Raw genomic sequence first — 12,114 nt, 5'->3', positions numbered from 1 at the left:
GCGCGGGGAACTGCGCGATCAGCCACGACGAATGTCGAGGAAACCTACCGGCCGGAGCCGCCCACTCGCTTAGGGGCGCGGGGAACTGCGCGATCAGCCACGACGAATGTCGAGGAAACCTACCGGCCGGAGCCGCCCACTCGCTTAGGGGCGCGGGGAACTGCGCGATCGGCCACGACGAATGTCGAGGGTCTCCACCGGCCGGAGCCACCCGCTCACCTCAGGGGCGCGGGGAACTGCGCGAGTGGCCACGGCGAGAGTCGCGGATCCTCACCGGCCGGAGCCACCCACCACCGCCCGCCCGGCGTCTGGGTCAGGAGGAATCGGCTGCCGCGGAGACGTCGTCCGCGTGTTCACCCGTGACGAGATACACGACCCGCTTGGCCACCGACACCGCATGATCAGCGAAGCGCTCGTAGTAGCGCCCGAGCAGCGTCACATCGACCGCCGTCTCGATCCCGTGCTGCCACTTCTCGTCCATCAGATGCTGGAAGAGCGTCCGGTGCAGCAGATCCATCTCGTCGTCGTCCTGCTCGAGCTGCATCGCCAGATCGACGTCCTTGGTGATGATCACCTCCGCGGCCTTCGCCATCAGCCGCTGCGCGAGCTGCCCCATCTCCAGGATGGTCGCGTGCAGATCGTGCGGCACGGCCCGGTCAGGGAACCGCAGCCGCGCGAGCTTGGCCACATGCTGGGCCAGGTCACCGCTGCGCTCCAGGTCCGCGCTCATCCGCAGCGACGTGACGACGATCCGCAGATCCGTCGCCACCGGCTGCTGCCGCGCGAGCAAAGCTATGGCGCGGGCCTCCAGATCGTGCTGGAGATCGTCCACCTTCTGGTCCGCGGCGATCACGTTCTCCGCCAGCTTCAGGTCGGCGTCGAGCATGGCCGTGGTGGCGCGCCCGATCGCCGACCCGACCAGGCGGGCCATCTCGACCAGGCCGTCGCCGATCGAGTCAAGTTCCTCGTGGTACGCGTCACGCATACGACGTTCCCTCTCGTTCCGTGAGGCCGGGGCAGCCCCACGGTCCCACGTTCGGCCCTGTACGCGTCGGAATCCGGCACCCGAAGTGAACCAACCCCGTATCCAAGGTGAACTCTGGGCGACGAGTGTTCGAGCGGCCACCCGGACGGCTGTGGAGTACCGGTCCCGCCCGCATAACCTGAAGACATGGACGTGAACGCGGCGGTCGCCGCAGCGGCAGCGATCGCCGGAGTGTGCACCGGCGTGATCGCCATGCTGGCGTTCCGCTGGAGCGAACGCGACCAGAAACGCCCGACCCGCACCTCCCTGCACACCGACCCCGTACTCCCACCCGGCGTGGACACCGTGCTGTCCGTGCTGCGCTCGTCCGCCGTCGTCCTCGACGAGGCGGACAGCGTGGTCAAGGCCAGTTCGGCGGCGTACGCCCTCGGACTCGTACGCGGCGGGAAGCTCGCCGTGGAGCCCATGCTCCAGATGGCCCGCGACACCCGGCGCGACGGCGAGATACGGCAGGTCGAGCTGGACCTGCCGCGCCGCGGCACCGGCCGGGGCGACGCGCTCGCCGTGTCCGCGCGGGTCGCCCCGCTCGGCTCCCGGCTCGTGCTGCTGCTCGTGGAGGACCTGACGGAGGCGCGGCGCATCGAAGCCGTACGACGCGACTTCGTCGCCAACGTCAGCCATGAGCTGAAGACGCCCGTGGGCGCCCTGTCCCTGCTGTCCGAGGCCGTCATGGACGCCTCGGACGACCCCGAGGCCGTCGAGCGCTTCGCGGGCCGCATGCAGATCGAGGCGACCCGCCTGACCAATCTCGTACAGGAACTCATCGACCTCTCCCGGGTGCAGAACGACGACCCGCTGGAGGACGCCGAACCGGTCCGCGTCGACGAACTCGTCGCCGAGGCCATCGACCGCTGCCGGCAGCCCGCCGCGACGAAGCAGATCACCATGGCCGCAGGCGGCACCGCCGACCTCAGCGTCTGGGGCAACCGCGGCCAGCTCGCCGCCGCCCTCGGCAACCTCGTCGAGAACGCCGTCAACTACTCACCGGCCCGTACGCGCGTGGGCATAGCCGCGCGGCGGGTGGCCGCGCCCGGCGGCGACCTCGTCGAGCTCGCCGTCACCGACCAGGGCATCGGCATCTCCGACAAGGACAAGGAGCGCATCTTCGAGCGCTTCTACCGCGTCGACCCGGCCCGTTCCCGCGCCACCGGCGGTACGGGGCTCGGCCTCGCCATCGTCAAGCACGTGGCCGCCTCGCACGGCGGCGAGGTCACCGTGTGGAGCTCCGAAGGCCAGGGCTCCACCTTCACGCTGCGGCTGCCCGAAGCGGCCCGCAGCCCGCACAAGAACGACCCCTCAGCCACTTCCGACGCCTCAGGCCCTCGACACGTACGCGACGAAGACGACGCACACGGGCCCGACGCCACCACCGCATACGTATCCGTTCCCCCCGCCCCGGAGGTCCTTCCGTGACCCGAGTGCTCGTCGTCGAGGACGAGGAGTCCTTCTCCGACGCCCTGTCCTACATGCTGCGCAAGGAGGGTTTCGAGGTCGCCATCGCGGCGACCGGGCCCGACGGTCTCGACGAGTTCGAGCGCAACGGTGCCGATCTCGTTCTGCTCGATCTGATGCTGCCGGGGCTGCCCGGCACGGAGGTCTGCAGACAGCTGCGCGGCCGGTCCAACGTTCCCGTGATCATGGTCACCGCCAAGGACAGCGAGATCGACAAGGTCGTCGGGCTGGAGATAGGGGCCGACGACTACGTCACCAAGCCGTTCTCCTCGCGGGAGCTGGTCGCCCGGATCCGGGCCGTGTTGCGGCGGCGCGGGGAGCCGGAGGAGGTCGCGCCGCAGGCCCTTGAGGCGGGGCCCGTGCGGATGGATGTCGACCGGCATGTCGTGACCGTGTCCGGGTCGAAGGTCGATCTTCCGCTGAAGGAGTTCGATCTGCTGGAGATGTTGTTGCGGAACGCGGGGCGGGTGCTTACGCGGATGCAGCTCATCGACCGGGTGTGGGGGGCCGACTATGTCGGTGACACCAAGACGCTGGATGTTCATGTGAAGCGGCTTCGGGCGAAGATCGAGCCGGATCCTGGGGCGCCGCGGTATCTCGTGACGGTGCGGGGGCTCGGCTACAAGTTCGAACCGTAAGCCTCCGGCGGGGGGCGCGGCTCATCATGCCCGGGGTCCAGCGCGGGGCCCCTCAACGCCGGGATCCTTACGAGGCTGCCCCACCCCCAACTCCCAGCCCCTCCGGCGCTGGCGCCGGGTTCCTGATGGGGCGGGCCCCAGCGCCAATCCCCAGCCCCTCCGGCGCTTGAGGAGCGGGGGCTGGGGCAGCGCCCCAGAGTGCCGGGTGCGTCGTGGCCGCTCGCGCAGTTCCCCGCGCCCCTGACGGGGCTGCCAACCCCGGCGCTTCTTAGGCGCCCCCGCCCCCGCCGCCCTGTCGCCTGCGGCGTCGTCGTGGCTGGTCGCGCAGTTCCCCGCGCCCCCTAGGGGGTATAGCGAAAGGGCGGCTTCCCGGTGGGAGCCGCCCTTTCGTTTGGGTCAGTGGCCTGCTGTGTGGGACGGGGACGTCGTCGTCTCGCCGGGGCCGGCCGAGCCGGACGGGGACGTCGACGTCGAGGCGGAGGGCGACGCGGAGGGCGTCGGGGCCTGGGTCGGGCCCCACTTCTGGAAGTAGCTCTCGGCCGGCACCACGAACGCCTTCAGCTTGACCGCCCCGGTCTCACTGAACGTGAAGGTGATGGCCTGTGCGTTCCCGTCGAGCACCGCGGTCCGGCTGTTGGGCAGCTCAGCGGTGGCGTTCCCCTTGCCCCCGAGCACGACCGACCCGCCGGCCGGAACGGTGATGGACGAACCGCCCTTGGCACCGGTCAGCTTCGCGGACTTGCCGACCCCGTCGACCGTGACCGAGTCGAGGGTCTGGGACTTCGTCCCGTTGTTGAAGAGGGTGGCCGTGACCACGGCCGGGCCCTTGGACGAGCGGTCCGGCTGGGTGATGACGAGCGCGTTCTGGATCTTGACGTCACCGACGGAGGTCGCGGCGTTGTCCGGCTTGACCTCGAGCGTCTGGGCGTTGTGGCCGGCGCCGCACGCGGCGAGCGAGGCGATCGAGAACGCGAGGGCGGCGGCGGCGAGGGCGCCGCGTCGAAGGCTGCTGCTCACGGCGGCGGCAACTCCTTGAACGTGGGCGGAGCGAACGGCTCGGTGTAAAGCCGTCCTAAGGGTCTGTCAGCGGCCTTAGGTTACCGAGCCGTTCCCGCGCCGCCGCACCCGACCCGCCTCTAGAGGCTCCCGGACCCTTCCGGGCCCGCCCGGAGACTCCCGGACCCGCGCGGACGGCGTTTCCGGCCGACCCCGTGCGTCACACACGCATCACAGACCCCATTGGCCTCCTGTTCACCATTCACATATCGCCTGGTGGGAGGCGCGCGCGGTTTTCCCGTAAGGAATACGGGAGGGTACGGAAAAACGATCACGCGGCGCCGGGAAACGCGATGATCAATTCCGGAATCGGTTCGAACGCGGGCGCGTGTCATCGAACGGAGTAGCGGAAGTTCACCGCTTCCACCCGAGCAAACTAGGACATTACGCACATGCTGAGCGGCTGTCGACGGCTGCGGCCGCCTCGTTTCCGGCTCACCGGACAGTGGCTCCCACCTGCGAATACCGTCCTCCGGAACCCCTCCGCAGCACGTTCCTGTTGTTGTTGTCAAGCCCCGAGATATGCCCTGACCTGCGAAAACGCCATTCAGAACCCGCCGTTTCCGTGTTACCCTGGATAGCCACGGAAGGGGTACCTGTCACATGACGTTCAAGGTTGGCGACACCGTGGTCTATCCCCATCACGGGGCCGCGCTGATCGAGGCTATCGAAACTCGCCAGATCAAAGGCGTGGACAAGACCTACTTGGTGCTGAAGGTCGCCCAGGGCGACCTGACGGTACGTGTGCCAGCGGACAATGCGGAGTTCGTCGGCGTGCGTGATGTGGTCGGTCAGGACGGGCTTGACCGGGTCTTCGAGGTACTGCGCGCGCCGTACGCCGAGGAGCCCACGAACTGGTCGCGCCGCTACAAGGCAAACCTGGAGAAGCTCGCCTCCGGCGACGTCATCAAGGTCGCGGAGGTAGTCCGCGACCTGTGGCGCCGGGAGCGCGAGCGCGGACTGTCCGCGGGCGAGAAGCGCATGCTGGCCAAGGCTCGCCAGATCCTGGTGAGCGAGCTCGCGCTCGCGGAGAACACGAACGAGGACAAGGCCGAGGCCCTGCTCGACGAGGTCCTCGCGTCCTGACGCGCACTGCCGCCGCGTAGTGAACACATGCCGTGGTGCCCGATGACCCTGATGGTGTCGCCGGGCGCTGCGGCATGTTGCGTACCCGCACATCGGACATCACCGCGGTACGGGTACGAAAAGCCTGATCACCTAGGTGCCACGCGTACAGGGCAAGCGGCTCGACCGGTGTCACGGAAGGGGCCGGTCAAGCCTCGCGCCCGGCACGATGAGGCCATACCCACGCCCCCCGAGCGTACAAACCTGAACGGAACCGATGTCTGACGAAACGCGCGCCGGCACCGGCGGCGCCCGCACCGCGGCCGTGATCCCCGCCGCCGGACGGGGCGTACGCCTCGGCCCCGGCGCCCCCAAAGCGCTCCGCGCGCTCAGCGGCACACCGATGCTCATCCACGCCGTCCGGGCCATGGCGGCGTCCCGCTCCGTCCGGCTCGTCGTGGTCGTCGCGCCGCCCGACGGCGCCGCCGAGGTCAAGAACCTGCTCGCCGACTACGCCCTGCCCGAGCGCACCGACTTCGTCGTCGTGCCCGGCGGCGAGAGCCGGCAGGAGTCCGTACGGCTCGGCCTCGACGCGCTGCCCGACGACATCGACATCGTTCTCGTGCACGACGCCGCCCGCCCGCTCGTCCCGGTGGACACCGTCGACGCGGTCATCGAGGCCGTACGGGACGGAGCCCCCGCCGTCGTGCCCGCGCTGCCGCTGGCCGACACCGTCAAGGAGGTCGTGCCGACCACCGACGGCAGCCCCGAGGCCGTCGTGGCGACGCCCTCGCGGGCGCGGCTGCGGGCCGTGCAGACCCCGCAGGGCTTCGACCACGCGACGCTGCGCCGCGCCCACGACAACGTCACCGAGGACGTCACCGACGACGCCGGCATGGTCGAGCTGCTCGGTTTCCAGGTCGTGCTCGTGCCCGGGCACGAGGAGGCGTTCAAGGTGACCCGGCCGCTCGACCTCGTACTCGCCGAGGCCGTGCTCGCCCGCAGGAGGGCCAACGATGGCTACTGAGACCGCCCCGGCCGGCGCCTCCCTGCCCTGGCCACTGCCGCGGGTCGGCATCGGCACCGACATCCACGCCTTCGAGGACGGGCGCGAGCTGTGGTGCGCCGGCCTGCGGTGGGAGGACCAGGGGCCCGGGCTCGCCGGGCACTCCGACGCGGACGTCGTCGCCCACGCCGCGTGCAACGCGCTGTTCTCCGCCGCCGGGCTCGGCGACCTCGGGCAGCACTTTGGCACCGGGCGGCCCGAATGGTCCGGCGCCAGCGGGGTCACGCTGCTCACGGAGGCGGCGCGGATCGTGCGCGCGGCCGGCTTCGAGATCGGGAACGTCGCCGTCCAGGTCGTCGGGGACCGGCCCAAGGTCGGCAAGCGGCGCGACGAGGCGCAGAAGGTCCTGTCCGACGCGGTCGGCGCGCCCGTGTCGGTGTCCGGGGCGACCACGGACGGGCTCGGGTTCCCCGGGCGCGGCGAGGGCCTGATGGGCATCGCCACGGCTCTCGTCGTACGCGTCCAGGGCTGAACCGGCGGCGCCCCGCGCCCCGAAATCCCCGGGGCGGGTGGTGTGGCGGTGGAGGATCGGGTACGTGAGAACTGGCTCCGGGGCTGTTCGGTCCCGGGGCCCGATCCCTCCCCTCCAAGGAGAAGTGACGCCATGTCCGCACAGTTGTCCGACGCACTCAAGGCGCTGCTCGACAGCAAGGTCTTCATCGCCGTCGCCACGATCCAGCCTGACGGGAGTCCTCAGGTTTCACCCGTGTGGGTGAAGCGGGACGGGGACGACGTGTTGTTCTCCACGACCGTGGGGCGGCGCAAGGAGAAGAACCTGCGGCGGGATCCGCGGGTGACGGTGCTGGTGCAGCCGGCGGACAGTCCTTATACGTACGCGGAGATCCGGGGGGTCGCGGAGATCACCTCCGAGGGTGGGCAGGAGCTGATCGACGAGCTGTCCGTGAAGTACACGGGGAAGCGGTACGCGGAGTTCAATCCGGGGTCCGTGGATGACGGGGAGCGGGTTGTCGTGCGGGTTGTGGGGCGCAAGGTCGTAGGCAGCCTCTAGCCTCCGGCGGACGGGACATCTCTGAGCGCGGGGCCCTCAGACTCCGGCCCGCCTTCTGGACCGTTGCTCGGCTCTCCGCCGGTGGGGCTTCTCGCGCAGTTCCCCGCGCCCCTGACGGGGCGCTGCCCCTGGTCGTGGTCGTTCACCTGCGGCCCGGTGGGGGCTGATCGCGCAGTTCCCCGCGCCCCTGAAGCATGCACTTCGTGCAGCTTCCCCAGAGGGAAGCGGGGCTTCGCCCCAGCTCCCCGGCGGGGGCGGCGGCGAAGCCGCCCCTCCCGCTCCCTCCGGGGGAGGTGGCGACGTAGTCGTCCCTCCAGGGGCGCGGGGAACTGCGCGACCAGCCACGACGAGAGTCGAGGCCGAAGAACCCGCCCGACCACGCGGGGAGCCGCGTCAGGCGCCGGGGTGTAGAAGCGCGCCGAAGCCCTGGCGGGACTGGTGACGGAGTTGTCGCGCGGGGCACTAACCTGGAGGGGTGACTATTCGCCTGTACGACACCAGCGCCCGGCAGATCCGTGACTTCGAGCCCCTCACGCCGGGCTGCGTCTCGATCTACCTGTGTGGCGCCACCGTGCAGGCGGCCCCGCACATCGGCCACATCCGCTCCGGCCTGAACTTCGACATCATGCGCCGCTGGTTCACGTACCGCGGCTACGACGTCACGTTCATCCGCAACGTGACGGACATCGACGACAAGATCATCAAGAAGGCGGCGGAGCAGAACCGCCCCTGGTGGTCGATCGGGTACGAGAACGAGCGGGCGTTCAACGACGCGTACGCCGCGCTCGGCTGCCTGCCCCCCACCTACGAACCGCGCGCCACCGGCCACGTCACCGAGATGGTCGAGATGATGCGCGGCCTGATCGAGCGCGGCCACGCCTACGAGGCCGACGGCAACGTCTACTTCGACGTCCGTTCCTTCCCGGGCTATCTGGAGCTGTCCAACCAGGAGCTGGACAACCTGCTGCAGCCCGAGAGCGAGGGCGAGACCGGCAAGCGCGACCCCCGCGACTTCGCCATGTGGAAGGCCGCCAAGCCCGGCGAGCCGAGCTGGGAGACGCCCTGGGGCCGGGGCCGCCCCGGCTGGCACCTGGAGTGCTCGGCGATGGCCCACAAGTACCTGGGCCCGGCGTTCGACATCCACGGCGGCGGCATCGACCTGATCTTCCCGCACCACGAGAACGAGATCGCGCAGGCCAAGGCGTACGGCGACGAGTTCGCCCGCTACTGGGTGCACAACTCGTGGGTCACCATGTCCGGCGAGAAGATGTCGAAGTCCCTGGGCAACAGCGTGCTGGTCGGCGAGATGGTCAAGCACTGGCGCCCGATCGTGCTCCGCTACTACCTGGGCACCCCGCACTACCGCTCCACCATCGAGTACAGCGAGGACGCGCTGCGCGAGGCCGAGTCGGCGTTCGCGCGGATCGAGGGCTTCGTGCAGCGGGTCACCGAGCTGGCCGGCGGCACGGTCGCGCCCGCCGACGAGGTGCCCCCGGCGTTCGCCGAGGCCATGGACGACGACCTCGGCGTCCCGCAGGCGCTGGCGATCGTCCACACGGCCGTCCGCCAGGGCAACAGCGCGCTGGCGGCCGACGACAAGGAAGCCGCCGTGGCCCGCCTCGCCGAGGTCCGTGCCATGCTCGGCGTCCTCGGCCTCGACCCGCTCGACCCGCACTGGGCCGGCGAGGGCGACCGCAGCGAGGATCTGCACGGGGTCGTCGACACGCTCGTACGGCTCGTGCTGGACCAGCGTGAGGCGGCCCGGGCCCGTAAGGACTGGGCGACGGCCGACGCGCTGCGCGACCGGCTCGGGCAGTCCGGGCTCGTCATCGAGGACAGCCCGAGCGGTCCCCGCTGGAGCCTCGGCCCGCGCTGAGCCGCCCGTGAGTGTGCCGCCCGGCCCGTCGGGCGGCACACTGCATAGACGTACGCATCACACACACCGTCGCCCGGATCAGGTCCGGGCGGCGGACCGACGTAGAGAAGCAGGTAGGTCATGGCCGCCAACAGCAACCGCCGCATGTCCGGGAAGAAGGGCGCGCAGGTCGGCAGCGGCGGGCAGCGACGCCGCGGCCTCGAAGGCAAGGGCCCGACCCCGCCCGCCGAGATGCGCAAGGGACACGTCAAGCAGCGCGCCGCGCAGGCCAAGGCCAAGCGCGCGACGGGCGGCCGGCCCACGAACCGCACCGGCGGCCCGCGCGGCAAGGCGACCTCCGAGATGGTCGTCGGCCGCAACCCGGTCGTCGAGGCGCTGCGCGAGGGCGTGCCCGCGGTGACGCTGTACGTGCAGCAGTTCATCGACAACGACGAGCGCGTCCGCGAGGCGCTCCAGCTCGCCGGTGAGCGCGGCGGCATCCACCTCATGGAGGCCCCGCGCCCCGAGCTGGACCGCATGACCAACGGCCTCAACCACCAGGGCCTCGTCCTCCAGGTCCCGCCGTACGAGTACGCGCACCCCGAGGACCTGGTCGCCGCCGCGTTCGACGAGGGCCAGGACCCGCTGATCGTCGCCCTCGACGGCGTGACCGACCCGCGCAACCTCGGCGCGGTCGTCCGCTCCGTGTCCGCGTTCGGCGGCCACGGCGTCCTCGTGCCCGAGCGGCGCGCCGCCGGCATGACCGCCGGCGCGTGGAAGACGTCCGCGGGCACCGCGGCGCGCACGCCGGTGGCGCGCGCCACGAACCTCACGCGCGCCCTGGAGCAGTACAAGAAGGCCGGTATCGCCGTCGTCGGGCTCGCCGCCGACGGCGAGCACACGGTCGGTGAGCTGGCGGCCCTCGAAGGCCCGGTCGTCATCGTCGTCGGCAGCGAGGGCAAGGGCCTGTCGCGGCTGGTCGGCGAGACGTGCGACTACCGCGTCCGCATCCCGATGCCGGGCGGCGCCGAGTCGCTGAACGCCGGTGTCGCCGCGGGCGTCGTGCTGTACGAGGCGGCCCGCCGCCGCGCCTGATCCGGGGGCCCCGCCGGGATTTCCGTACGCGTCGGGGATCTTGACGGGGCCCGGACATTTCCCTCGGGTCAAGGCAGTGTCCTAAACACACATCACTCGGTTAGATGAGTGTGGACACCAGAACGCCCCGCACACCCTCGGGGGACCGCTCGTCGGGCTTCGACGACGCTCCCGCGCTGAGCATGGTGAAGGTTCCGTGCGACCCGGCGCAGGTCATCGTCAACCACGCGAGTTTCCGCGTGCAGCTCCCCAGGGCGCAGCAGACGCAACTCCCGCGCATCGCACGGCACGTGAGCGCCCTGGGCGTTTCCGGAGCCGGTGCCGCCGGTATCCCTGTCATCACGGCCGCGGGCACGCCCGGCGCCCGGCGCCGCCGCGTCGTCATGAGCGGCGCGTCGGACCTCGCCGCGAGCGGCCTGCTCGCGGGCGCGCGCCGCGCGGGGGCGCCCGACGACGGCGGTGCCACGCAGGTCATCCCGCGTGTCGACCTCGACCGCGACCTCGCCGACGAGCTGTACGAGGGCGAGCCCACCGAGGAGACCCCGGTCGTCATCGCGCCCCGCCAGGGCGGCGCCGACGCGGGCGGCCGGATGCTGCCGGACGGTATGCGGCAGGCGGGCAGCGCCTTCGAGGAGACCGGCGAGCTGGGCCGACTGCCCTACGAGGACGACGAGTTCGGCGACGACGACGAGCCGGACACCGAGTCGCGGGCCGCCCGCCGCTACGGCCCGGTCCGGCACGCCTACTACCCGGGCCGCCGCATGAACCTGGGCGTCGTGCTGCTCCCGCTGCGCGTCTTCCTCGGCTTCATCTCCATCTACGCCGGCATGGGCAAGCTGTGCGACCCCGTCTACTTCGACGGCGGCGAGCGCGGCTCCATGGTCAAGTGGCTCCACTCGCTGCACCCGTGGGCGCTCGCGGAGCCGCTGCGCGACTGGGCGCTCCAGCACCCGGTGGGTGCCGGGCTCGCCATCGCGTTCTTCCAGGTCATCGTCGGCGTGCTCACCGTCCTCGGCCTGTGGCAGCGGGTCGCGGCCTCGGTCGGCGCGCTGCTGTCGGCGGCGATCCTCGTCACCGTGAGCTGGAAGTCGGTCCCCGCCTACGACGCGCCCGACATCATCTACCTCGCCGCGTGGTCGCCGCTGATCATCGCCGGGGCGCCCGTGTACTCGATCGACGGCCGGCTCGCCGGGGGCGCCTGGCGGCGGCTCGGTCCGCGCGCCGCGCTGTGGGAGCTGCGCCGGTACGTGCTGCGGCGCGGCAGCCTCGTCGCGGCCATCGTCATCGGCCTCACGCTGCTCACCGGTTCGCTGCTGGGCGGCGCGGTCCGCGACGCCGACCGGGTCACCGCGCCCGGCCCCGGCGACGCCCCGCGCAACGAGCTGCCCGGCTCGCCCCTGCCCTCGCAGCCCGCGCACCGCAAGCCGCACCGCGCGTCGTCCAGCCCGTCCGCGCCCGGCACGCCGACGCAGGGCACCACGGCGAGCCCGTCCGGTGCGCCGAGCGCGGCCCGCGAGACGGCCGGCGCGACGAGCGGCGCCACGACGCCCAGCCAGACGCAGGGCGCGACGGCCGGTCAGGTGCCGCCGCGGCAGACGACCCCGCGCCAGCCCCCGGCGACGACCGGCGGTGCGCCGACGTCCGGCGGTGCCGGCAGCGGCGGCGGAACCTCCGACGGCGGCTCGTCCTCGGGCGGCGGCGGCACGTCCGGCGGCTCCACGGGCGGCACGGGCGGCGGCGCGGACAACCCCGGTCACAAGCCGGGCCTGGTCGGCGGCCTCCTCGGCTGACCCGCCCGCCCGCACGAAGGGGCCCGCACGTCATGGACGCGCG

At 71.6% G+C, this 12,114-nt stretch carries 11 protein-coding genes; 9 read left to right on the top strand and 2 right to left on the bottom strand.

Translation table 11 applies throughout. The features are described from left to right. Positions 1-313 precede the first annotated feature (313 nt). Positions 314-985, bottom strand: coding sequence for a phosphate signaling complex protein PhoU (gene phoU / locus ACZ7LY_RS08995; protein WP_471623839.1), 672 nt, complete (start codon positions 983-985; stop codon positions 314-316). A 186-nt stretch (positions 986-1,171) separates the two neighbouring features. On the opposite strand from phoU, the gene phoR reads away from it, so the two are divergent. Together phoR and phoP are read left to right on the top strand one after the other, a co-directional pair. Then, the gene (gene phoR, locus ACZ7LY_RS08990; RefSeq protein ID WP_471623838.1) at positions 1,172-2,458 is read left to right on the top strand and encodes a two-component system sensor histidine kinase PhoR; all 1,287 of its coding nucleotides are present in this window, start codon (positions 1,172-1,174) and stop codon (positions 2,456-2,458) included. Between the two features lie 5 nt (positions 2,459-2,463). Then, on the top strand, positions 2,464-3,135 hold the full coding sequence (gene phoP, locus ACZ7LY_RS08985; protein WP_467539963.1) for a two-component system response regulator PhoP: 672 nt from the start codon (positions 2,464-2,466) through the stop codon (positions 3,133-3,135). Positions 3,136-3,531: 396 nt separating this feature from the next. Here the strand turns inward: phoP and ACZ7LY_RS08980 are convergent, their stop codons facing one another. Continuing rightward, positions 3,532-4,152, bottom strand: a complete 621-nt coding sequence (locus tag ACZ7LY_RS08980) for a copper chaperone PCu(A)C domain-containing protein (protein WP_471623837.1) — start codon at positions 4,150-4,152, stop codon at positions 3,532-3,534. Positions 4,153-4,794: 642 nt separating this feature from the next. On the opposite strand from ACZ7LY_RS08980, the gene ACZ7LY_RS08975 reads away from it, so the two are divergent. The 7 genes from ACZ7LY_RS08975 (at position 4,795) to ACZ7LY_RS08945 (ending at position 12,071) form a co-directional block, all read left to right on the top strand. Beyond that, positions 4,795-5,277 carry a CarD family transcriptional regulator gene (locus tag ACZ7LY_RS08975; RefSeq protein ID WP_003953493.1) on the top strand — a complete coding sequence of 161 codons (483 nt, stop codon included), beginning with the start codon at positions 4,795-4,797 and terminating at the stop codon, positions 5,275-5,277. 256 nt (positions 5,278-5,533) lie between these two features. Next, complete coding sequence (gene ispD, locus ACZ7LY_RS08970) at positions 5,534-6,283, top strand: 2-C-methyl-D-erythritol 4-phosphate cytidylyltransferase (RefSeq protein ID WP_471623836.1); 750 nt, start codon at positions 5,534-5,536, stop codon at positions 6,281-6,283. Then, positions 6,273-6,794 carry a 2-C-methyl-D-erythritol 2,4-cyclodiphosphate synthase gene (gene ispF / locus ACZ7LY_RS08965; protein ID WP_471623835.1) on the top strand — a complete coding sequence of 174 codons (522 nt, stop codon included), beginning with the start codon at positions 6,273-6,275 and terminating at the stop codon, positions 6,792-6,794. Before ispD ends, ispF begins: the two co-directional genes overlap by 11 nt. A 132-nt stretch (positions 6,795-6,926) precedes the next feature. Next, entirely contained in the window at positions 6,927-7,331 is a 405-nt protein-coding gene (locus ACZ7LY_RS08960; protein ID WP_471623834.1) for a PPOX class F420-dependent oxidoreductase, read from the top strand. Positions 7,332-7,806: 475 nt separating this feature from the next. Further along, complete coding sequence (gene cysS / locus ACZ7LY_RS08955; protein ID WP_471623833.1) at positions 7,807-9,207, top strand: cysteine--tRNA ligase; 1,401 nt, start codon at positions 7,807-7,809, stop codon at positions 9,205-9,207. Between the two features lie 120 nt (positions 9,208-9,327). Then, on the top strand, positions 9,328-10,281 hold the full coding sequence (gene rlmB / locus ACZ7LY_RS08950; protein ID WP_471623832.1) for a 23S rRNA (guanosine(2251)-2'-O)-methyltransferase RlmB: 954 nt from the start codon (positions 9,328-9,330) through the stop codon (positions 10,279-10,281). Positions 10,282-10,391: 110 nt separating this feature from the next. Beyond that, positions 10,392-12,071, top strand: coding sequence for a DoxX family protein (locus ACZ7LY_RS08945; protein WP_471623862.1), 1,680 nt, complete (start codon positions 10,392-10,394; stop codon positions 12,069-12,071). Positions 12,072-12,114 lie beyond the last annotated feature (43 nt).

This window comes from Streptomyces sp. NPDC107550, assembly GCF_055639095.1.
This window is presented reverse-complemented; position numbering and strand designations above follow the sequence as displayed.

Bases quoted from the DNA above. Each gene is read 5' to 3' on its own strand.
- rlmB (WP_471623832.1), top strand. From the start codon at position 9,328: ATGGCCGCCAACAGCAACCGCCGCATGTCCGGGAAGAAGGGCGCGCAG.
- ispD (WP_471623836.1), top strand. From the start codon at position 5,534: ATGTCTGACGAAACGCGCGCCGGCACCGGCGGCGCCCGCACCGCGGCC.
- phoU (WP_471623839.1), bottom strand. From the start codon at position 985: ATGCGTGACGCGTACCACGAGGAACTTGACTCGATCGGCGACGGCCTG.
- ACZ7LY_RS08975 (WP_003953493.1), top strand. From the start codon at position 4,795: ATGACGTTCAAGGTTGGCGACACCGTGGTCTATCCCCATCACGGGGCC.
- ACZ7LY_RS08960 (WP_471623834.1), top strand. From the start codon at position 6,927: ATGTCCGCACAGTTGTCCGACGCACTCAAGGCGCTGCTCGACAGCAAG.
- ispF (WP_471623835.1), top strand. From the start codon at position 6,273: ATGGCTACTGAGACCGCCCCGGCCGGCGCCTCCCTGCCCTGGCCACTG.
- phoR (WP_471623838.1), top strand. From the start codon at position 1,172: ATGGACGTGAACGCGGCGGTCGCCGCAGCGGCAGCGATCGCCGGAGTG.